19 protein-coding genes are annotated in these 22,632 nt (G+C 63.1%); 6 read left to right on the top strand and 13 right to left on the bottom strand.

From position 1 onward, the window contains the following. Positions 1–7: 7 nt before the first annotated feature. From B552_RS0103645 to argC, 9 genes are all read right to left on the bottom strand, one after another. Positions 8–706, bottom strand: a complete 699-nt coding sequence (locus tag B552_RS0103645; protein WP_019447647.1) for an SDR family oxidoreductase — start codon at positions 704–706, stop codon at positions 8–10. Positions 707–732: 26 nt separating this feature from the next. Continuing rightward, complete coding sequence (locus B552_RS0103650) at positions 733–1,542, bottom strand: DeoR/GlpR family DNA-binding transcription regulator (RefSeq protein WP_019447648.1); 810 nt, start codon at positions 1,540–1,542, stop codon at positions 733–735. Between the two features lie 77 nt (positions 1,543–1,619). Then, positions 1,620–2,789, bottom strand: coding sequence for an exo-alpha-sialidase (locus tag B552_RS0103655; protein ID WP_019447649.1), 1,170 nt, complete (start codon positions 2,787–2,789; stop codon positions 1,620–1,622). A 24-nt stretch (positions 2,790–2,813) separates the two neighbouring features. Next, entirely contained in the window at positions 2,814–4,262 is a 1,449-nt protein-coding gene (locus tag B552_RS0103660) for a sodium:solute symporter family protein (protein WP_019447650.1), read from the bottom strand. Between the two features lie 131 nt (positions 4,263–4,393). After that, complete coding sequence (gene pdxA / locus B552_RS28190; protein WP_019447651.1) at positions 4,394–6,739, bottom strand: 4-hydroxythreonine-4-phosphate dehydrogenase PdxA; 2,346 nt, start codon at positions 6,737–6,739, stop codon at positions 4,394–4,396. Then, positions 6,736–7,905 carry an iron-containing alcohol dehydrogenase gene (locus B552_RS0103670; protein WP_019447652.1) on the bottom strand — a complete coding sequence of 390 codons (1,170 nt, stop codon included), beginning with the start codon at positions 7,903–7,905 and terminating at the stop codon, positions 6,736–6,738. Before B552_RS0103670 ends, pdxA begins: the two co-directional genes overlap by 4 nt. Positions 7,906–7,950: 45 nt before the next feature. Beyond that, on the bottom strand, positions 7,951–8,835 hold the full coding sequence (dapA, locus tag B552_RS0103675; protein WP_019447653.1) for a 4-hydroxy-tetrahydrodipicolinate synthase: 885 nt from the start codon (positions 8,833–8,835) through the stop codon (positions 7,951–7,953). Positions 8,836–9,121: 286 nt separating this feature from the next. Next, positions 9,122–10,216, bottom strand: a complete 1,095-nt coding sequence (locus B552_RS0103680; RefSeq protein WP_083860212.1) for a tripartite tricarboxylate transporter substrate binding protein — start codon at positions 10,214–10,216, stop codon at positions 9,122–9,124. A 173-nt stretch (positions 10,217–10,389) separates the two neighbouring features. Then, positions 10,390–11,316: an N-acetyl-gamma-glutamyl-phosphate reductase gene (argC, locus tag B552_RS0103685; protein WP_019447655.1), complete on the bottom strand. Its 927-nt coding sequence runs from the start codon at positions 11,314–11,316 to the stop codon at positions 10,390–10,392. A 127-nt stretch (positions 11,317–11,443) separates the two neighbouring features. Between argC and B552_RS0103690 the strand changes: the two genes are divergently transcribed. Next, positions 11,444–12,328 (top strand): LysR family transcriptional regulator, encoded by an 885-nt coding sequence (locus tag B552_RS0103690; protein ID WP_019447656.1) that lies wholly within the window; start codon positions 11,444–11,446, stop codon positions 12,326–12,328. A 21-nt stretch (positions 12,329–12,349) separates the two neighbouring features. Here B552_RS0103690 and B552_RS0103695 read toward each other — a convergent pair whose 3' ends face one another. Next, positions 12,350–13,393, bottom strand: coding sequence for an AraC family transcriptional regulator (locus tag B552_RS0103695; protein ID WP_019447657.1), 1,044 nt, complete (start codon positions 13,391–13,393; stop codon positions 12,350–12,352). A gap of 131 nt (positions 13,394–13,524) precedes the next feature. On the opposite strand from B552_RS0103695, the gene B552_RS0103700 reads away from it, so the two are divergent. The 3 genes from B552_RS0103700 (at position 13,525) to B552_RS0103710 (ending at position 16,454) form a co-directional block, all read left to right on the top strand. Further along, positions 13,525–13,944 carry a carboxymuconolactone decarboxylase family protein gene (locus B552_RS0103700; protein ID WP_019447658.1) on the top strand — a complete coding sequence of 140 codons (420 nt, stop codon included), beginning with the start codon at positions 13,525–13,527 and terminating at the stop codon, positions 13,942–13,944. Between the two features lie 71 nt (positions 13,945–14,015). Continuing rightward, complete coding sequence (locus B552_RS0103705; RefSeq protein ID WP_019447659.1) at positions 14,016–15,071, top strand: 3-keto-5-aminohexanoate cleavage protein; 1,056 nt, start codon at positions 14,016–14,018, stop codon at positions 15,069–15,071. Positions 15,072–15,182: 111 nt separating this feature from the next. Beyond that, on the top strand, positions 15,183–16,454 hold the full coding sequence (locus B552_RS0103710; protein ID WP_019447660.1) for an MFS transporter: 1,272 nt from the start codon (positions 15,183–15,185) through the stop codon (positions 16,452–16,454). Positions 16,455–16,867: 413 nt separating this feature from the next. On the opposite strand, the gene B552_RS0103720 is transcribed toward B552_RS0103710, so the two are convergent. Together B552_RS0103720 and B552_RS0103725 are read right to left on the bottom strand one after the other, a co-directional pair. Continuing rightward, entirely contained in the window at positions 16,868–18,073 is a 1,206-nt protein-coding gene (locus B552_RS0103720; protein ID WP_026035287.1) for a M20 aminoacylase family protein, read from the bottom strand. A gap of 31 nt (positions 18,074–18,104) precedes the next feature. Then, positions 18,105–19,409 (bottom strand): MFS transporter, encoded by a 1,305-nt coding sequence (locus B552_RS0103725; RefSeq protein ID WP_019447663.1) that lies wholly within the window; start codon positions 19,407–19,409, stop codon positions 18,105–18,107. A 253-nt stretch (positions 19,410–19,662) separates the two neighbouring features. On the opposite strand from B552_RS0103725, the gene B552_RS0103730 reads away from it, so the two are divergent. After that, positions 19,663–20,682, top strand: a complete 1,020-nt coding sequence (locus tag B552_RS0103730) for a LysR substrate-binding domain-containing protein (RefSeq protein WP_019447664.1) — start codon at positions 19,663–19,665, stop codon at positions 20,680–20,682. 53 nt (positions 20,683–20,735) lie between these two features. Further along, positions 20,736–21,308: a MarR family transcriptional regulator gene (locus tag B552_RS0103735; protein ID WP_019447665.1), complete on the top strand. Its 573-nt coding sequence runs from the start codon at positions 20,736–20,738 to the stop codon at positions 21,306–21,308. Between the two features lie 131 nt (positions 21,309–21,439). Here the strand turns inward: B552_RS0103735 and B552_RS0103740 are convergent, their stop codons facing one another. Next, positions 21,440–22,612, bottom strand: coding sequence for a porin (locus tag B552_RS0103740; protein WP_026035288.1), 1,173 nt, complete (start codon positions 22,610–22,612; stop codon positions 21,440–21,442). Positions 22,613–22,632: the final 20 nt, after the last annotated feature.

The raw sequence follows: 22,632 nt of genomic DNA on the forward strand, positions 1-22,632 counted from the left end.
CAACCGCTCAAAGCGACGCCCCGCCGCACATGACGATCTGCTGGCCAGTGATCGCGCCGCCGTGATCGCCTACCAGGAAGGCAGCCAGCGCGGCGACTTCTTCTGCCGTGACGAAGCGTCCGAGCGGGGGCAGCTTCGGAGGGGTATGCGCGCGCGCCGGATCGCGCAGGAACGGGGTATCGGTCGCGCCGGGGGCAATGACGTTGGCGGTGATGCCACGGGGGGCAAGTTCTGCCGCCCAGGAACGCACCATGCCTACCAGTGCAGCTTTGGTGGCGGCGTACTGGCTGCGATTTGGGGCGCCGTTGGCAGTCCGGCTCCCCACCAGCACGATGCGGCCGCCATCGCGCATCCTGTGCACCAGCTGGTTCGCCAGCACTTCAGCCGCCCTGACATGCACCTGCCACATCGCCGCACCGTCGTCGTGGCTCAGTTCGCCAAGCGGTGCGGTACGCATGAAACCTGCTGCGTGAATGACGGCGTCGACTTCGCCGATCGCCTTGCACACCTCCACCAGGCGCGCCTCGTCAGTGACGTCCGCCAGGACGATGTCGAGCCGCTCGCGGGCCTGCTCTGGCTGGCGGCGGCAGATGCCGGTCACGCGCCAGCCCTCGTCAAGCAGCCGCGCAACGATGGCCTGCCCGATGCCCGACGAAGCGCCCGTCACGACGGCGTGCCGCGCAGTCCTTGCCTTCTGTTCCGTCATGATGGGTGCCCCAGCTTCTCCAGACATCATTTGCCGGCTTCTGCCGCGACACCGGCCGCCTGGCCTTTCGGATCGGCCACCGGCACCGTTTGGACGCTGACCTCGGCGCGCGCCAGAAACGGCGCCAGTTGCTCGGCCGTTGCCGCGTCGTCGGTCAGCAGATGCCATGGCCGCTCCAGCGGCGTCCAGTGTTGCTGGCTGGCGTGTCCGACCTTGTCGGCGGTCACCAGCACGAATACTTCGGCAGCCTGCCGGATCGCGCATTCCTTCAGGTAGGCCTGCTCGGCGGACGCTTCGCACAGGCCATTGCCGGCCACGACACCATCGGCCCCCAGGAATGCCTTGTCGACGCTGATCCGGCTCAGCACCACCTGCGCCAGCGGGCCCAGCGTGCTCATGCTGGACGCGCGCACGTCCCCGCCAATGAGGGTGACCGGCACCTCCGTAGCTGCCAGCGCGCTCACGACAATCAGGTTGTTGGTCACCACATGTACAGCCTTGGCCGGCAACAGTCGCGCCAGCGCGGCCGTGGTGGTGCCGCCATCCAGGAAGATCGTGTCGCCATCGGCAATCCGCGCGAACGCGGCCCGGGCGATGGCATCCTTCTGCTCGCGTGCGCTGACCCGCCGCTCTTCGAGCGTCGCTTCGGGCTCATGCGCACCCACGGCGGCCGCACCGCCATATGTGCGCACGATGCGCCGGGTCGACGCCAGCGCGCGCAGATCCCGCCGCACGGTCGCCTCGGACATGCCGAAGTGCTCGCACAAGGTAGCCACATCGTTCATGCCACCAAGCACCGCCTTGAGCACTGCCTCACGTCGATTGTTCACTTTCATCTCGTGGCCTCATCTTCTGTCCGGGTTCCGTTGGGCATCACACCGGCACGGTATCAGGTCCATCCACCGCCAGCGCCCTACCCACGCACCCACGATTCATCGACAGTCACATACTTGATGCGCTGCCGGAACCAGGTATATGCAATATGCAGGGCGCCATCCGGGCCCTGCGTGATCGACGGGTAAGAATACTCGCGATTGCGCTGCTCGGCCGAATTGTTGGTCATGCAGTACCCGTCGCCGATTTCGAGCGCCCGACGGCGCCGCCAGGTCTTGCCGCCGTCCTCGGAAATCGCCAGCGAAAGCGGCGCTCGTGGCGCACCCCAGAATGCAGTGCCACGTGCGGAGGCGGCCTGGTCGCGAAGGTCGCCACTGTCCTCCGAGTCCTCGATATCGTCGTACAGCGACGCCCGGCGTGCCGTGGCGTGCGACGCATCGCTCTCGTTGAAGACCAGCGCCAGATGCCCGTTGCGCAGCGCCGTGAACTGGATCGATGAGTTGTTGTTCGGCAAGTCGGTGGGCTCCGGCGCACTCCAGGTCCGGCCGTCGCGTGACCGGCTCATGTAGATGTTGTCAGCCCAGCGGCTGCGATACAGCGCCAGCAGCGTGCCGTCGGCCAGCGTCTGCACGTTCATGTGCACGCAACCCACGCTCTGCGGTACCTCGTGCTCCTGCCACGTCAGCCCCGCATCGGTGGACACCATGACCGCGCTGATGTCGTCGTTGCCGACCCAACGCTCGCCCGGTGCGGTGCGGCACAGGAACACCGGGCACGCCCAGGCGCCGTCGGGCAACACTGCAATCGGCTGGCGCACGAACGTGCCCGCGCGGTCGAACAGCGTTTCCACCGGCCCCCAGTGGTGACCGCCGTCATGGGAAATGCGCCGGCGCACGATCGCCGTGTTCTGATGCCCGGACAACTGCGCCGTGTAGATCAGCCAGAGTGCGCCCTCGGGTGTGGTGAACAACACGGGATTCTGTTCGGAGCGCGATGCGTCATCCGACAGTTTCTGGGCGGGCGTCCAGCAATCACCACCGGCCGGCAAGCGCGACAGGTAGATGGAAACATCCGGAATCCCTTCCTGCGTGCCGCCAAACCAGACGCACAACAGATCGCCATTCGGCAGCGCGTGCAGGTTCGCCGCGTGGTTCTGGATGCATGGCGATGGCAGCATGGCCTCGCGGCGCTCCCCGTCGGCGTAGGGGGTGGCAACAGTGGGGTCGAAAACATTGACATCGGACGTCATGACAAAACTCCGGAAATCCTGGATTCAGTGCGCGGCTTTGCGCTGTGCGGCGCTTGCCGCCTGGGTATTGGTGGCGACGGCGGGCGACGGCTCGCTCTGCGCCTGATGCGGAAACAGCAGCTTGTCGATCACCAGCACGATGGCCGGCGTGAGCAGTGCCACGTACATGTTGTCGACACCGAACGGGTTATCGAGCAAATACCAGATGGTGGTGGCAACCGCGGCCGCCGCCAGCCCGATGACAGCACCGCGACGGCTGTCGAAGAACGGCAGGTAGATGCCGATCAGCGCGACCACCGAGACCGAGAGCCGCAGTGCGCGGGTGAAGAAGGAAAGCGCCAGGATCTGCGGCACGAACAACACGAAGATCAGCGGCAGGAAGCCCACCAGCAGCGAAATCCAGCGCGTGGCACGCAACTCCTGTTCAGGCGTCGGCTGATAGCGCGGCACGTAGAAGTCCTTTACCACCAGGGACGCAATGGCCAGCGCCACAGTGCAGACACTCACAAAGATCGAGGCCACCAGCGCTGTCGTCACCACACCGGCCAGCAGCGGTCCCATGTGTTCCAGAAACACCGGCAGCGCGTACAGGCTCTTGATATTTGGGTACAAGTACTTGGCCGCCACACCGATGAAGCCCAGCGCGATCGAGATGGGCACGCACAGCCCCGCGGCCATCAGCGATGCCCGGCGCGCAGCCGCTGGCGACCGGGTCGAGGAGATCGCCTGGATGATGAACTGGGTCGAGAAAATGGCGCCGGCCGAGCCGATGATCCACGCGCCGATCGTGCCGCCGCTGAGCGCGCCCTTCCACGTGAAATAGTGCTCGGGCATGTTGCGCATCATCGGACCGGGACCACCGGAGAGCTTCCACGCAACCGCCACCAGAATGCCGATACCCACCAGCTTGACGCCGCTGTGCAACAGGTTCAGGTAGGCCACGCTCTTGAGTCCGCCCCACGCAAAGTAGATGGTGCTAACGACGGCCGTGATGAGCGCGGCCGTGGGAAGGTCAATGCGCATGACCGTCGAAATGGCGGCCGCGCCGCTGACATAGTTGCCGACGTTCACCAGCAGCAGCGAGTAGATCATGATGGCGGACACCACGAGCTTGGCGGTGTGGCCATACTTCTTGGCGATGAACCCTGAGATCGTGAACTCACCCGAGGCATACAGGCGCTTCGCCATGAACAGCCCGAAGAACAGGAAGCCGATCGCGGCCGAGATGACCGACCAGGACGCCGCGATACCGACACTGAATGCCTCCTGCGATGTGCCGATGGTCGATTTCGCGCCGATGTATTCCGACATCAGCAACACCGCAACCACTACCGCCGGCATGGAGCGGCCCGCCACCATGAACTGCTCGGAGTTGCGACTGCGCAGCCTGACGCTGGCAATGCTGGTCACGACGATGTATACGACCACCATGCCGATGATGATGGCGGTATCCAGGTGTGAGAACGATGTCATCTGTGTCTCCTTTGGCGGCGGGGGTAGCCGCTCTGGCCCCCGGCTTTGTCGCCGGTTCGGGCCTGCGCACGCTGGTGCTTATGTGTAGAAACGATCGTTGCTGATATCTCGGGGGCTTGAACGCGCCGCGCTCAAGCCATCTGTGCCGGCGCCTCTCGCCCTTCAACCGATGTTTCCGCGCCGGCATTGCGGCGCGTAGCAAGCTCGCACGCCTGGCGGAACGCTTCGAGCATGCTGCGCTCATCCGCGATGCCAGTGCCCGCGATATCGAAGGCCGTGCCGTGATCCACCGAGGTGCGAATGACCGGCAAACCCACCGTCACGTTGACGCCAGCCTCCAGCCCCATCACCTTGACCGGGCCATGGCCCTGGTCGTGGTACATGGCCACCACCACATCGAAATCGCCACGGCCGGCGCGGAAGAACAGCGTGTCCGCTGGCAACGGCCCCTCGACGCGCCACCCGCGCGCCTGAACCACGGCGATGGCTGGCATGATCTTCTCTTCTTCCTCGCCATAGCCAAACAGGCCGTTTTCCCCTGCATGCGGATTGATGCCGCAGACGCCGATGCGCGGATTGGCGATGCCGGCGCGCTCCAGCGTGGCGTGCGCGCGTTCGATCGTGCGCTGCACCAGGCCCGGTTCGATGCGCCGGATGGCGTCCAGCAGGCCAATGTGTGTCGTCACGTGGATCACGCGCAGCTTTGGCGCCACCAGCATCATCGACACCTCGTCGACCCCGGTCAGGTGGGCCAGCATCTCGGTATGTCCCGGAAAAATGTGTCCGCCCGCGTGCAGCGCTTCCTTGTTGAGCGGCGCGGTGCAGATCGCGTCAAGTTCGCCGGCCGATGCCAATGCCACGGTGCGGGCGATGTACTGGTAAGCGGCATCGCCCGCGATGGGCGACAGCTTGCCGTACGGCAGGTCTGCGGGAATCAGTCCCAGGTCTATGCAGTCCACCACGCCCGGCTGGAACAAGGCCTGGGCTGGCCCTGCCACGGCGCGAACCTCCAGCGCAACTCCCGCGCGGCGGCCCGCATCGCGCAGGCGCTGCGCGTCCCCGATCACCAACGGACAGCAAGCGTCGTACACGTGCCGGTGCGTCAGTGCTTTCATGATGATTTCGGGTCCAACGCCGGCGGCGTCGCCCATGGTGATACCAATCACTGGCCGGTTGTTCATGGCAGGATTTCCTTGAGAGGTCATTGCACTTGGCAAGGTAGTTGTCAGGCGCCGCCAGGCTGCCACGAGCGCGTCAGGCGCGCCAAACGCGCCGGCTTTCGTGACCACAGGCATTGCGGCGCCTGCCAGATGCTTCGGGTTGGCCATCAGCAGCGGCAACCCCGGTTCCACTTCATCGACGATGCGCAGCGCGTCGACGTCAATCGTTGCCAACAGCGCGCGCGCGGTTTCGCCGCCCGTGGCAATCAACGCGCCCGCCTGCGGCAACGCCACTGCGAGCGCGGTTGCCAGCCCCTGACACAGGGCCGGGCCATCCGCCTGGTGCCGTGTCGACTGGCTCATCGTGACCAGCACGTCGCGGCCATCGCGCAACGCGTTGGCGACGGCATTCGCCACATCGGTCAGTTGTGCCGTATCCACACCCACTTCAACGGCATACAGTGCGGCACCAGCCGCAGCCTTCAAGCGCGCGGCCTGTTCATGGGAAACGCTCGACATGCTGCCGACCACCGCCAGCACGGGGCGACGCCCCGCTACCTGCGCCGGTATGGCGTCCGGTATGGCGCGCACGACGCCGGACATGCCCATCGCCGCGATGACGGCGGGCGCCAGACCCGCGGACCCTGCCCAGAACACCCGTGCCATGGTCGCCGATGCGACAGCAATGTCTCGCAGGTCAGCGTCTGTTTCCGCATCGCACACAACGGCATCGAACCGCTCGCGCTGGCATGCCGCAAGCTGGGCGGCCAGCGCATCGCGGCCAGCGCGAATGTCCGTCAGCGCGATCGACGCAACACGCAGACCAGCGCGGGACAGCATGTCGCACAGATCGGCGCGACCGGCGATGCCCTCGTTGCGCCAGGTTTCCGAAGCTTCCACGGGCTGCCCGTGCAGATACTGGCGGCCTGCGCGCGTCACGCGGCCCTGTGCAGGCAGTGCCGGCGCCACGATGGCCATGCCCGCCAGTGGCACCAGGCTCGCGATCTCGTCCCCGACATTGCCACGCAACGTGGAATCGAGCTTCTTGTAGAGGCGCGTTTCAGCGCCGGCATACGCGCGCCAGGCTGCCGCGTGCCGCACCGCCGCGCTCACGGCGCTGGCACGACGCGAATCCACATCGACGGCCAGCACATCCACCGGATGCAAGCGCGTGGGGGTCCGACCGCCCGGTTGGCCACCGAAGCACACCGCGCTGTGCAAACCCGCACGCGTGCCTGCCACCGCGCAGTCAGCCGCGCCGGACAGGTCGTCGGCGATGACCAGCAATGCGGGATGGCGTGCGTCTGGCGTGTTCACGGCAGCAAGCGACGGTAGATCGCTTTCATGTCATCCAGCGTCAACGGCTTGGGGTTGTTGCCAAGCAGTCGCTTGACCTTGGCAGCGCCCTCGGCCAGCCGGTCGAGATCGGCTTCGGTCACGCCGTAGCGGCGCAGATCCTGCGGGATCTGCAGTTGCCGCGTCCATAGCGACAGACGATCGATCAGTTTCTGGGCAGCTTCAGGCGCGCTCTCGCCCGCCGTGGCCAGATCGAGTGCGCGCGCAACAGTGGCCAGCCGCTCCTCGATGGCATCCTTGTTGAAAGCCATCACGTGCGGCAGCAGCATGGCGTTGGCCACGCCGTGCGTGACGTTGAACATGCCGCCCAGCGGATACGCCAAGGCGTGCACGGCGGCCGTTCCCGCCGCAGTCAGCGCCAGACCACCGTACATCGAGCCCAGCATCATCGCCTCGCGCGCCTTGACCGAATGGCCATTCTCGTACGCTTCGACGATGTTGGCGCCGATCAGCCGCATCGACTCCATTGCAAACATGTCGCTGACCGGATTGGCCTTGGTGGAGATATACGATTCCAGCGAATGGACGAACGCATCGACACCAGTGGCGGCGGTGATCGGGCGCGGCAGGTCCAGCGTCAGCGACGCATCAAGGATCACCACCTGAGGCAGCAGATGGCGGCTGACGATACCCACTTTCAGCGCCTCGTCGGGCAGCGTGACGATGGCATTCGGCGTAACTTCCGAACCGGTACCAGCAGTCGTCGGCACCAGGATCATCGGCGCGCCGGGATGCTTGATCAGGTCGATTCCAAGCCAGTTGCGCAGCGGCTCGTCATTGGTCAACCTCACCGAGAACAGCTTTGCCGCATCCAGCACACTGCCGCCACCAATCGACAGAATCGCATGCGGCGCGAACGGAGCGATCTGCTCGCGGAACACGGTTTCCACGTTCTCGATGCTGGGCTCCGGCTCCACGCCACGCACGATGCGCACCTCCACGTCGCGGGCGGCCAACGCCGCCACCACGCGGGCGATCACACCGTTTTCCTCCATCACCGGTTGCGTGATGAGGGCGATGCGCGAGACGGGGCGGTCCAGCAGCGAGAGTTTGTCAGCAAGCAGGTCAAGACTGCCTGCGCCGTGCACGATGTGCCGGACGGTCTGGAAATGGTAGGTACTGGTCATGACGGATACGGGGGACGATGACAACGCGGGGCCGATATGAAGCGGTCAGGCCGGCCGGTAGATGGACAGGGCCTGCGCAAGCTGTTCGCGGGCCTTGGCATCGAGCGGTCTGGCCGGAGCGCGCGCCGGGCCGGCCGGCATGCCGAGCATTTCGGCAGCAGTTTTCAGCACGACCGGCAAGGTGCCCAGCGCGAACGCATCGCGCAGTGCGCGCAACGATTCCTGCGCAGCGCGGGCGGCCGGGATGTTGCCAGCCTGGAACTGGTTCCAGATCGACATGACCACGGCGGGCACCGCGTTGGTAGTGGCCGCCACGGCGCCGTCGCCGCCAGCGATCAACGTCCACAGGATCATCGAATCCGTTCCCGTGAACACCGCAAAATCGTCGCGGCGCAGGTTGATCAATTGCAGCAGGCGGTCAAAGTCGCCGCCGCTGTCCTTGATGCCCCGAATGTTCGGAATATCGGCCAGCTTGCGCACGGTATCGATGGTCAGTGTGATGCCCGCCTTGGCCGGAATCGTGTAGAGCATCACCGGCAATGCAGTGCTTGCCGCAATCTGCTTGTAGTGGGTGAACAACTCGGCCTGGGTGGCACCGTTGAAGTAGGGCGTGATCACCGATACGGCGTCGACCCCCACGTCCTCCATCTTGCGATTGAGCGCCACCACATCGCGGGTAGCATAGGCGCCCGTCCCGGCGATAACCGGAACACGACCCTTCGCCTGATCCACCGTAATGCGTGCGATGCGCAGTTTTTCCTCTTCCGACAGCGAGATAAATTCGCCGTTGGTACCAAGAACAAACAGGCCATGCACGCCTGCATCGACGAGACGGTCAACCAGGGTACGGAGTCCGGTTTCGTCGACCGACTCATCCTCGGTCATCGGGGTGATCAGGGCGGGAATGATTCCCTTCAGCGATAGGGTCATGCGCGGTGTCTCCGGTTGCGCCACAAGGCGGGGTGCCCGAACCAGTCAGATTTGCTCACTCGGCATCGACCGATTCGATCACTAAATCCACATTTACGATCGTTTCGATCATATTAGGCGCCCGCGGATGGGTGATTCTGTAGATGTTTACCCTTGTTTTGATCGATTCGATCAGTTTGGCGAACCGAAATATGCACAATGAATAACAAAAAGGCCGCGCAAGCGGCGCGGCCTTTCACTTTGGGCTGGCTTGCGCCGCCTTGGCGCCAGCCAGCGATCGGCCCGGTCACTCCGGCTTGACGCCAGACTCGCGGATAACCCGCGCCCACAGCCGCGACTGCCCGTCGATCCACGAAGAGAACTCCTCGGGCGAATTGCCATAAGGTTCCAGCCCCTGCTGCCGCATCTTGGCAATCACATCCGGTTGCCGGAGTGCATCGGCAATCGCCGCATTGAGCTTCTGAACAACATCCCGTGGAGTGCCTGCGGGGGCAAAGACCGCTTGCGCAATCCAGGACTCGAATCCTGGGAAGCCACTCTCCGCGACGGTCGGCACCTGCGGCAATTCAGGCTGGCGTTTGGGCGAGGTCACAGCGATCGGCTTCAGACGCCCCGCCTTGATCAACTGAGCAACCGTCGCATAGCCGGTGAACAGCAGATCCACCTGACCACCTGCCGTATCACTGATTGCGGGACCACTCCCCTTGTACGGCACATGTGTCAGTGGCAGGTGGGTCGCGGACTTCAGCAATTCCGCGGTCAGGTGGGTACTGGTGCCATTGCCACTCGATGCAATCGACAACGGCTCCGGACGGGAGCGCTCCTGGGCCACCAGCTCCGCCAGCGTGTTGGCGCGCAATCGCGCAGGCGCCACCAACACATTGGGAAACTGCGCCAGGCTGATGACCGGCGTCAGGTCTTTGGTCGCGTAGGTAAGCTTCGGATACAGAGCCGGAGCAATGGTCACGACGCTGGCATCGGCAAGAAGCAACACACTGCCGTCCGGCGCCGCCTTGGCGACCATTCCGGCACCAAGTGTGCCACCAGCCCCGGGGCGGTTCTCGATGATGACGGTGCTCTTCAGCGTCTCGGACAGCCTGGGTTGAATCAATCGCGCCAGCACATCTGATCCCCCGCCCGGCCCGAATGGCACGACGATGCGGACGATCCGATCGGCACCACCTTGCGCGTGGGCAACGCCAAGGCCGGGGATCACGGCGGAAATCGCCATGGCAAAGATCGCGCGAGTTGCCTGGCGCCGATACGACGACGGATTAAACATCTGGGTCTCCTCCTTGCTGGTGCCGATCGATGCCATATGACCCATCCGCCGAAGCCATTTCCAGACTTGGGTGGAGATACATTTGATCGAATCAAGCATTTATGAATGATTGCTTCGGTCATTGTAGTCATCGACTACGCCGGAAAGTGCCAGTGGAAACCCGGATGCCAGCGATTGGCTGGCCGTCAGCCCGGCAGAATGCTCGATACGAGCAAAGTGCTTTAAGAGCTACCAGGCCAGCAACACCGCATCGGAGACGGGGAAAAGGACTATTACTGCGCGAGCATCAGGTCCAGGTTCTGAACCGCTGCGCCGGACGCACCTTTGCCAAGGTTATCGAACACCGCCGACAGCAGGACGTGCCCGTGCTCCGCGTTGGAAAACACGCTCAGTTGCATGTCGTTCGTACCGTTCAGCACTTGCGGGTCCAGGTACTTCAGCTCGCTCGACTCATGCAGCGGCGTGACATGTACGTGGGGCGCCCCGGCATAGTGGCGGGCGAGGCATGCGTGTAGCGTGGCGCCATCCACGTTGGGGGCCAGCAGCCGCAACGCCAGCGGCACCGTCAGCACAATGCCCTGGCGGAACGCACCATACGCGGGAACGAAGATGGGACGCTGCGCGAGCCCGGCGTGCTGCTGGATCTCCGGGGGATGCTTGTGCGCGAGTTCCAGGCCATAGACCTGGAATGCCGGCGCGCTGACGGCATCCTGCCCCTCATATTCCTCCACGCCGGCACGGCCGCGTCCGGAATAGCCGGACACCGCATGAATGCTGACCGGGTAGCTGGCCGGGATGAGGCCGGCCTGCACAAGAGGAGCCAGCAAGCCAATCGCACCAGTCGGATAGCAGCCGGGATTGGTGACCCGTCGCGCGTTCGCGATGCGCGCGGCCTGTCCCGGTGCCAATTCCGGAAAGCCATATGTCCAGTCCGGATGCGTGCGGTGTGCAGAACTTGCGTCGATCACCCTGACGGCGGGATTGACGATGGCGTTCACCGCCTCGCGTGCGGCCGCATCGGGCAAACAGAGGATGGCGATGTCGCAGGCATTGATGGCTTCCGCACGACGCCGTGGGTCCTTGCGTTCCGACGCGGCAAGCGTGAACAGGCTGAGGTCGGTCCGGCCGCGCAGCCGGTCGTGGATTTGCAACCCGGTGGTGCCTTGGTCGCCGTCGATGAAAACCAGGGGAGAGCTCATGCGAGGAATACTCCGGTGACTGAAGGGGTAACGCGTGTAAGGAGCCCCAATCTTCCATCGACCACTAGAATAGGAAAAGTTGAATTTCACAACCTTGATATTCAGTTTTCCTGAATCTGGAGCCGACATGCGAGAGATCAGCCTGGACCGCCTGCGTACGCTGGTCGCCATTGCCGACCATGGCTCATTCGCCGAGGCGGCGCGTGCATTGCACCTGGCGCCGCCCACGGTCAGCCTCCACATCGCTGAACTGGAACACCGCATCGGAGCGCCGCTCCTGTCGCGAAAACGCGGACAGGTAAGGCCGTCGGCAATCGGAGAGGTGCTGGTGGAGCGCGGGCGTCGGTTGCTGGCCGATGCGGAGCAGGCGCTGGACGATATACAACGACAGGTGGCGGGGCTTGAAGGGCGTGCCCGGCTCGGTGCATCGACCGGCGCGATCGCGCACCTGCTGCCGCAGGCGCTGGAGGTGCTGCGCCAGCAGCATCCCGCGATCGACATTCAGATTGCGGTCCTCACCTCGCAGGAAACACTGTCCCGACTGGCGGATGGCACGCTGGATATCGGACTGGTTGCACTGCCTCAGCCGCCAGTGGCCGGACTGGTGATAAAGCCCTGGCGCCGCGACCCCGTGATGGCCTTCGTGCCGGCGCATTGGCAGTGCCCGGCCCGCGTCACGCCGGAATGGCTTGCCGCCCAGCCTCTGATTCTCAATGACGCGACCACGCGCCTCTCACGTCAGACTGCGGAGTGGTTCGCGGCCGCGGGACACCATCCCGCGCCGCGCATTCAGCTCAACTACAACGATGCGATCAAGAGTCTGGTCGCGGCGGGTTACGGCGCGGCGCTGTTGCCCCACGAGGCCACCACGCCATTGCCGGACGAGCGCATCGTCATGCGTCCGCTGCGCCCAGCACTATGGCGCAGGCTCGGCATCGCGCATCGTGCGGGGTACGTTGAACGCCCCACCCAGCACGTACTGGATGTGCTGTGGGATCTGCGATTGGCGTAGCGCTTCCCTGCCTGCCCCGATTCATAGGGGCCCCACAGGCCGCGGCTCTCCATCCGTTCCGTGCGCCGACGCGGCCTGCGCACGCCACTTTGAAACACTGCAGCCAAAGTGGCCGCCAAACCAGCGGGAGAAAGTGCTGAGGGACGAGAAACCGAGCAGCATCGCCACCTCTGAAAGGGGCCGCCCACGATTCGCCACAAACCGGACGGCCTGTTCGGCACGGACTTCTTCAAGGATGCCGGAATAGCTCAGGCCATCGAGAGCCAGCCGACGCTGCACCGTACGAACATCCATGCCAAGATGCTCTGCGACCCGCTCTGCCGAGCAAGCGCAGGACGGCAACAGCACGAGCACCAACTCCCTGACCTTGTCCGCCACGCTGAGGTCGGCTTGCAAAAGCAACGTATCGAGGTATTGGCGGACCTGCCTTGCCATCACCGGGTCATAGGATGGCAGCGGCGCCTCCAGGTCGGAGGCCGGACAGATGATGCCGTCGAACTCCTGATTGAACAGCACCGGCATGCCGAACACACGCAGATGGGTAGCGGTGCTGGCCGGGGGCGAATGCCTGAAGCAAATGGCGCGCGGTTTCCATTTGGGTCCGAGGAACATCGTCAGCATGCGATGCAGCACGCCGGCAATCAGTTCGCTGGACTGGCGCAGCGAGCCGCCAAGCCCGATCAGTGCCTCCTGCCGAATGATCACCATTCCGTCCGCCTCTTCGATACGCATGGCCAGCGCCTCGTTGTGGAGACGCAGATAGCGGGCCACGGACTCCAGCACCCGGCGCAGCGTCGGCTCCTCCCGGACGGCAATGGCAAGCGGCCCCAGATTGGATAGCTCACGGGTTTCGGCCATGCGCAAACCGAAGTCCTCGACGCCCGCTGCGCTTGCGGAGGCCTCCAGCAGGCGGCCAACCGCTTCTGCGGAAATGCGGAGATCCGGATCCAGCAACGCCGTCCGGCTGATCCGGGCGGCGCGCAGCAGCGCGTGCGGGTCTAGCCCGACCGAACGCGCGATATCGACGTAGTTCGTGAGACTGGCACTGCGCAGCGAGTAGGCCATCGCGCCCTGATTCCTGTCGTAAATGGCAAATTCTATGTCGTAATTCGCAAAACGTATTCTGCCCGACTATCGATACTTCAGGTGTCGCGCTGCCCCGCTGCAAGCGCTCAAAGCTACCTTGGGAGACCCGCATGAGCTTTGACACTGCCGATACCGTCCGCCCTGTCGCCACCCCGGTCTGTGACCAGTTGCACGCCACTGGCAACTGGAACCCCGCCTGGAACGCCATCGCCGAACTCGACCCCGTCTGGACAGAAAAATTCATGGTGATGGGCATGCACTCGATGCTGTCGGGCGTTCTGGAGCCAAAGGTGCTGGAGTTCATCGCGATCGCCGTGGACGCGTCGTGCACCCACATGTACGCCCCCGGCACCCGCCGGCATATCCGCAAGGCGCTGGAGTTGGGCGCCACAAAGGAAGAACTCGCCGCTGTCCTGCAGGCCGTCAGTGTGCTCGGCATCCACACGAGCAGCCTCGGCGCCCCGATCCTTCTGGAGGAACTGGCTGACTTCGAACGCAAAAGGCGCGCCGCGGACGAAGTTGCCGCATAAGCACCCCTTCCCTCAACTTACTCAAGCGCTCATTCATGCGCCCACCCGGGCGCTCACCCAGGCGATAAACCATGCACTTTCTTGACGACTCCCTGCTCCCCGAGAACCAGGAAAAACTCGTGATCCAGGTCGCGCCCTATGGCCCACAGTGGCTGCCGGGCGATTCCGACGACATCCCGGTGTCCATGGACGACCAGGTCCAGAAGGCGGTGGACTGCTACAACGCCGGCGCCACCGTGCTGCACGTGCACGTGCGCGAGGCCGACGGCAAGGGCAGCAAGCGGCTGTCGATGTTCAATGAAATGCTGGCGCGGCTGCGTGAGGCGGTGCCCAGGATGGTGCTGCAGGTGGGCGGCTCGATCTCATTCGCACCGGAAGGCGATACGCAGGCCGCGAAGTGGCTCAACGACGATACGCGCCATATGCTGGCCGAGCTGGATCCGCGCCCGGACCAGGTCACCGTCGCCATCAACACCAGCCAGATGAATGTCATGGAGTTGATGACCGAGGCGGACGTGGCGGGCACCTCGCTCACCAATCCGATGTTGCAGGCCGCCTACCGGGACATGATCGTACCTTCGAATCCGTCGTGGCACGTCGAGCATATCCGTCGCCTGGTCGCCAACGGCATCCAGCCGCATTTCATGCTCGGAAACCTGACGCAACTGGAAACCGTGGAGCGGCTGATCCGCAAGGGCGCATATACGGGTCCGCTGATTCTGAACTACGTAGCCATCGGCGGCGGCGCTGCGGGCCTTCATCCTGCGGACATGATCGAGTTCGCGCGCCGCACCCCGGACGGCGCCGTGCTGACAGTCGAGACGCTGAACCGTAACGTGGCCCCGATGTGCACGATGGCGATCGCCATGGGATTGCACGTCCGGGTTGGCATCGAGGACACGCTTTTCGGCCCGGACGGCGAGCGCGCGACATCGGTACAGCAGGTTGAGCAGATGGTTCGGATTGCCCGTGAACTGAACCGTGAAGTCGCCAGCGGCGACGATGCCCACCGCATCTACCAGATCGGCAGCCACTGGAGCAGCACGGACGAGGCGCTGGAACGCCTGGGCATGGCGCCCAACCGCAGGCCCGCCCAGCGCGGCGTGCCACTGCGCAAGGCCGCCTGACAGGCGCCGACGGGGAACGGGTCCGCGACAACGCATCGCGGACCCTTCCGCATGCACGCCGGCAACGCAGGTAACGCCACAAGGCATGCACCGCAATGACGGAGACAAGAAATGTTCTGGAAGAAGAGCCCCAACCTGGTACTGACCAGCCTGCTGGTCATCCATCTGCTGGCGCATATCGACCGCAATATGCTGCTGGGCTTTTCGTCCCAGATCATTGCCGATCTATCCCTGAGCAATGCCCAGTACGGTTTCCTTGTCGGGGCGGTATGGGTACTCAGTTTTGGCGCCATGGCCCTTTTCATGGGCACGCTGGCTGACCGCTTCAGTCGCACACGCGTGATTGCGGCTGGCGTGCTGATCTGGAGCATCTGCACCTGGGCTTCCGGTCACGCTCAAAGTTTCGAGCACATGGTGCTGGCCAGGTTCTTCGTCGCCAGTGGTGAAGCCGCCCTGGTGCCCGCAGCGATTGGCCTGCTGGCGGAACTCTTCTCCGACAAACGGCGCAGCAGCGCAATGGGCGTCTTCTTCATGGGTATCCCGCTGGGCATCGGCTGCAGCTTCCTGCTTGCGGGCACATTCGGTGCGACGCATGGATGGCGAGGCACCTTCCAAACCCTCGGCATAGCCGGTGCGGTCATCGCATCGCTGGTGGCATTCCTGAAGGATGAACGCGGCAGCCGGGTAACGCACGAGCGCGGAACCCCCATCGTGCAGCAAGTAACCGGGATGCTCAGTTTCCTGCGCGAGCATCGCCCGCTGGTACTCATCCTCATCGGATTCGTGCTGGTGCACATGATTTTCGCTGGACTGTCATTCACGCAACTGTGGCTTGTCCGGGAGCGCGGCATGAATGCGGCAGGCGTCGCCAGCAACATCGGCATCCTGCAATTGATATTTGGGACGATCGGCTCGCTGACTGGCGGCGTGATGGGAGATCGGCTGGCACGCCGGCTGCCGGGATCGCATGCTTCGCTCATGCTCCTGCTCGTCCTGATCTGCGCTGTGCCGATGCTTGCCTACCGCTTCGCCGTCCCTGGTTCTGCCATCTTCCATATCGGCATGTGTGCGGGCTTCTTCCTGCCATTGGCGCTCTACGGCCCCGCGAATGCCGCGGTCATGCACCATGTTCCCGAACAGATGCGCTCGACGATCTCCGGCTTCCAGATGCTTTGCATCAACGTGTTCGCCATTGCCCTTGGAAACCTCGGCGTAGGCTGGGCGATCGATCTCCTTGGCAGTTACGGAGCTTCCACGCCCATCACGTATGTCGCGCTGGCCACAGACGTCCTGGGAATCAGTTCGGCCCTCTTCTTCGCCCTCGCCGCGCGCGCATCGAGCCAAAGACCACTCATGACGGGGAGCGTGCAAGGTACGCGGTAAGACAGTCGACGGAAATTCATTCTTGCGACGGCCAGCCAGAGCGACGCGCCGGTCCCGTTTCCTCGGGGCAGGAGGCGTCGGCCCGCACCCGCTCCTCATATGATCGAGTTCGGCCATAAGGCGACGCTGGGAGACAATGCTCCCGACGACCACCACTGGACCTATAGCGGACGCTGGTCCGTGCCTTCACTTGAGAGCTCGCACGCAGGCGTCGGGGCGGAAGAACCAAGCAACGGTCTTGCGCTTGGACGCACGTTCGGACATATCGGCTAATCGCGACGACCGATCGATATCTCAATGCGGTCGCGCGGGCACAGGCAAGCCGTAAAAGGGAAGGATCTGAGAAATGCAATCAATGCTTGTCACGCCAGCCGACACAGGCCCACAAAGACTGGCAATTGTCTTCAGCTCATCTACACCACAAGAAACGTCCGCGCCAGCCGCACCCAAAGCGCTGCACCAAGCGGCAACGCCGCATCATTGAAGTCATAGCCAGGGTTGTGAACCATGCAGCCGCCCGCGTCACCCTGGCCGTTGCCCAGCATCAGGTAGCAACCTGGAACCCTGCCAAGCATCCAGGCGAAATCCTCGCTGCCAGACAAGCCTCTGGATGCCTGTGTGACCACGTTCCCGGCGCCAACGAGTTCCACGCAAACGCGCTGTGCGAGTTGCGTCTCAGCTTCGGTATTGACAACGGGTGGAGTCAACTGCCGATAGTCGATCAGCGCTTCCACACCGTGCGCCTGTGCCGTCAGTGCCACGATCTCCCGAATACGCTGCTCCACCAGCGCACGCGTGTCCTCACGCGATGCCCGCACATTCAAGCCAAACTTCACGCATTCCGGGATTACGTTGTGCGTGGCACCGCCCTGAATGAATCCCACGGAGACGACGGCATAATCGTCCGGCGCCACGTTGCGTGCAACCACTGTCTGCAATGCAGTGATGATCGCCGCCGACGCCGAGATGGGGTCCCGCGCACGATGGGGCATGGCTCCATGCCCCCCGACACCCCTGATGGTGACATCGGCTACATCAGAAGACAGGCTAAGCGAACCAGTCAATACGTGAAACGTGCCGACCTGAATCCCAGGGATATTGTGCAGCGCGTATACCGCATCGCATGGGAAACGTTCGAACAGCCCGTCCTCGATCATTGCGCGGGCACCGCACAGGTTCTCCTCATCGGGCTGGAAGATCAGGTTCAGCGTACCGTCGAAGTCCGGTCCGTCGGCCAGCGCCTTGGCTGCGGCAAGCAGAATTGCCGTGTGGCCGTCGTGGCCACAAGCATGCATCCTGCCTTGTATCTGGCTGGCATAGGCCAGGCCCGTGGCCTCGACAATCGGCAGAGCGTCCATGTCGGCACGAATGCCAAGCCGACGCTTGCCGCTGCCACGCGTCAGTTGCCCCACCACTCCACTCTTCCCGATCCCGCGGTGCACCTCGTAGCCCCATTCCTCCAGCAATGAAGCCACGAGTTCACTGGTTGTGCCTACCTCGAAGCCAAGTTCGGGGTGCGCGTGGATCTGGCGACGGATGTCGACAAAGGCGTCGACATCTATCTCGGGTAGCAGGTGCCGCATAAGATGATGCGGCTTGAGAGTAGGCGCGCGAGTCATTGCGGGGGTTCTCCTTTTGACTTACCCAGGCTCAGTCCGCGCTGCCTTCGCGAATACTCAACACAGCGATCAACGTGACAACGCCTGATGCCAGCATGTACCAAGCCGGCGAAAGCGGGTTACCCGTGCGAGCGAGCAGCCAGGTGACGACGAACTGCGCGGTGCCGCCGAAGATGGTGACACCCACGCTGGAGATCACCGACATGCCGCTGACGCGCACCTTGACCGGCAGCGATTCCATGATTGCCAGGAACAGCGGCGTCGTTCCAAGATTGATGCCGGCCGTGATCAATACCGACAGGCCAATTACCAGCGGAACGCTCGGGTAAGCATTCATCAGCCAGAAAGCCGGGACGATCGCCAGCATACTGATGATCAGCGAGGCAAGCACCAGCGTCTTGCGGCGCTTCATGCGATCAGCCATACGCCCAGAGACAAGCGCCACCACGAACAGTGTCAATCCAGTTGCGCACCCCGAGAGGAACGACAGCGACGCCGGCATATGGAGCACGCGGATCATGTAGGTAGGCATGTAGAACACCACGAGGTACATCGTCACCGTGGAAGCCGGTACCGCGAGGATGCCCTTGAGGACCGTACCACCATGTCGGCGGAGCAGTTCGCCCATGGGGCTCGGGGCAGCGGCGTCGGCCTGATGCGTTTCTTCCAGGTTGGCGCGAATATACAGGCCAACAGGCGCTATCAGAAGGCCCACCAGGAACGGAAGGCGCCACCCCCAGGTCTCGAGTGCACCCGTAGGCATGAATCCATACAGTACCGCTCCCGTCAGCGCGCCAAACAGCGATGCAATCCCCTGGCTCGCCAACTGCCAACCTACCCGCCAGCCTCGTCCGTTTCGTGCTCCAGACTCCATCAGCATGACCGAAGCGGCCGCCATCTCACCGCCCAGGGAGAAGCCCTGCAATATCCGGCCGGCAAGAATTGTCAGCGAACCGAACACGCCGGCAGAGGCGTACGTCGGCGCCAGTGCGATCAGCAATGTTCCTAGCACCATCATGGTGATCGTGAGCGTCATTGCCGCCTTGCGGCCGCGACGATCCGCGTAGTTGCCTATCACCAACCCGCCGAGCGGGCGCATCGCAAAGCCGATGCCAAACGTGGCCACGGCCAGCAGAAGTGAACCGTAAGGGCTGTCCGACGGAAAGAAAAGCTTGCCGATCAGCAGCGCGAAAAAGCTGTAGACCGTGAAGTCATACATCTCGAGCGCATTGCCCAGCGAGCAGGCGGCAATCAACCTGAACTGACTTTGCTTGCGGGGCTGGGCGTCGGCAGTGGCAACGGTGGAACTGGGGGCGGTAAAGGAGGCGTCGTTCATCCAGGGTCTCTACGGGCAGGTGTTGTGGGGTTCACGCAGATCCATCTGCCCGGCTGAGGCCTGTGGAATCCGCGTTTCCTGACATCGTTGCAAGTGGCGCAGTTGGAGTATTCCAGCAAAGACAGAAGATTAGAAATCGTATATTTTTATCGCGATAACAAGATCGGATCGCCGGCACGGCGAGGTACCCATTGGTATTGGGGCAACCACCTACGATGAGCGGCGTGTCCGACCAAGTTCAAGGAGGAGGACGATGAAACTGCAACAATTGCGCGTGATGCTGGCTGTGGCCGAGCATGGCAGCATCCACGAGGCATCCCGAACACTGCATATATCGCAGCCAGCCTTGTCCAAGTCGATCGCAGACCTCGAGCGCGAACTCGGCGTCACGCTGCTGGCGCGCTCCGCGCGTGGCGTGAGCCTCACCGCATATGGTCGTGCAATCCTGAAACGGGCCCGGGTTGTCGAGCAGGAGTTGCGGTATGCCGTGGAAGACATCGAGTCGATTCGCGGCCACGCGGAAGCTGAACTGAATATCGGCTTCACACCGGTAGCGGCCAACGCACGCTTGACCGAGGCGATGTCTGCATTTCGTCAACGCTTTCCGCACGTGACCTTGCGTGCCTTCGAAATGCGGCCTCAGCAAATTCAGGAAGGCCTGCGCGAAGGCAGGCTCGACCTTGGTCTCGTATCGACCAACAGTGCGCCATGCACGACTGCACTTCAATGGGAACACATGTTCTCGGTGGGTATGAAGCTGGCGGTTCGAGCAGGCCACCCTCTTCGGCATGTACGACATATTCATGCACTGCTTGATGCCGACTGGCTCGTGCTCGATCCCGTTGATGACGTAAATAGCCCGCTCCCCACGTTGATGCGCATGCATCGGCTGGCAATGCCTCCGCGCATCGTGCACGTCGCGTCGAACCTGCTAGGCCTGCAGTTGGCGGCCGGGAGCAACCTTGTCAGCGTGTGGTCAGAACTCGCTTTCCCAGGCACCGGAGGCCCACTTCAGCTTGCCGGCGACGCGCTGGTACCGTTGCCCATCGAGGACGAGCTGCCGGCATTTCACGTCCATCTGGTGTACCGCTCGGCGGATCTGATGACGAACGTCTGCGCCGAGTTCGCTCGGGAGGTACGCCGATGTACCACCGGCGTAGACACGGCGGCGCCCCCGCCAGTCACTCCCGCATGGTTCCAGAGCCCGCAGGCGCCTGTGTCCGCGGCACGCGCTGCAAACACCCCGACGTTGGCCGGGTCATACATGGTTTAGGCGTGCCACCGCACGATATCATTGCAACACAACCCACCATAGGTAATGTGCCCATGTCAAACAAGCAAGCTCCCATATCGGACCCGATTCTGAGGCACTGGCGCGAAGCCGTGCCGGAAGATCGTCTGGCGCATTTGGTGAAGGACGCGACGCGGGCAATGGTGCGTGGCCTTCAGATGCGACTTGCCCAATACGAGGTTTCCTTCGGGCACTGGACTTACTTGCGCATTCTCTGGGAAACAGATGGATTGACACAGAAGCAGCTCAGCGACGAATCAGGCACGACCGCCCCGACCACCTTCAGTGCCGTGTCTGCAATGGAAAAATTGGGCTATGTCGTGCGGCGACAGACGGCAGACAACAAGAAAAACACCTATGTCCATCTGACCCCAAAGGGCAAGGCACTAAAGAAGAAGCTCGTTCCGCTGGCCGAGGAAGTCAACGAGATCGGTGTGGCCGGCCTGAAGCCAGCCGAGATCAATACGGCCCGGAAAGTCCTGCTGACCATCATCGAGAACATGGCAAAGGATGAGGCCAACACTGATAACCCGGCGCGCCGAATCCTCTCGACGCGGGAACTGGGTCACCTCATTGCGATGCGCGCTGAAGCACTGGAAGACGAGTAATCCCGTGTCGGGGCGGGAAATGGAAAAAGCGCCCTCCGCCACGTCAGACTACTTGCATTGACTGACCTGACCGGAGAGCGCTGCACACCGCAGACGGCCTGGTTGTTACGCAACCGGGCCGTTGGTCGACATCAGAAGATCACGCGCAGGCCCGCGGCTACGCCCACCATGCTCTTCTGCCCATTGGCCAGGCCACTCAATGTGGTCGCGTTGCCGTAACCGTAGGTGAGACCCGTCTGCAGAATGGAATCGTAGTTCAGCGCGCCGTTGTGCGAGTAGGCGCCGACCAGGTAGACATTGGTCCGTTTCGAGAACGAGTAATTTGCCATCAGGCTGACCTGGCTGAAATTCGGCAGACTGGTAGCGTTGACACTCGGCGACAGTGATGCTCCCTTGACCTGATCGTAGTAGTAGCCTGCAATCAGCCCCAGGGCCTGAGTGACGTCGTACTGAACGCCGGCCCAGTAGAAATTGTCGCGAATCGCCGTGCCACCATTTGCATATGTGGAATTACGCCAGCGATAACCACCCATGAATCGAACCGGCCCAGTCGAGTAGCTACCCGCAAGGAAGGCTCGCTTGTCTTCGCCAGAAGGTGCCGTCGCATTGAGTGCGACGTTGATCTGATCATAGCCGGCTCCCAGGCCGAACGACCCACCGTAGTAATAGGCACCAGCACCGAAGCCAGTATTGGCTCGCTGATTGCCTGGGACCTCGCCTTCCGGCACTGTTGAAACCTGCCCGCCCTGGAATCCGAAGCCCGTACCAAATGAGTAGTGCGCTAAAACGTGTGCCGGGCCGAACTCTCCGGAGTACTTGACGGTATTGTCCTCGCGGAAATTCCCGCCGCCTGCCGTGATCGCCGGCTCATACGCGACCCCGGTCTTGTAGGGCAGGAAGTTCACCATCGACTCGAAGAGGCTGTTGTACTGCCGACCGAACGAGACCTGGCCGATACCGCTCTTACGCAATCCGACCGCTGCCTGGCGCGAGAATAATTGCGAGGAAGTCGTCCCGACGATGGCCCCGCTATCCGGCGCAAACTGATTTTCGAGCCAGAAGAATGCCTGGACACCATTGCCGAGATCTTCCGTACCGCGAAGGCCAAAACGTGAACCGGACTGACCGCCCAGGCTCATCATATCGAAGCGACTGCCGTGACTGGTCGGCGTCGACATCCGGTTCACATACTGGATGGCCGTATCCACGACCCCATACAGCGTAACGCTCGTCTGCGCATGCGCTTGCGGACCGATCACACCCAACGATCCCAACACTGTCGCTGCAACAACCGCTTTTTTCATAGGTCTCCTTCCTCTCACTT

The sequence above is a fragment of the Cupriavidus sp. BIS7 genome (assembly GCF_000292345.1).
In the GTDB taxonomy this organism is placed as follows: Bacteria; Pseudomonadota; Gammaproteobacteria; order Burkholderiales; family Burkholderiaceae; genus Cupriavidus.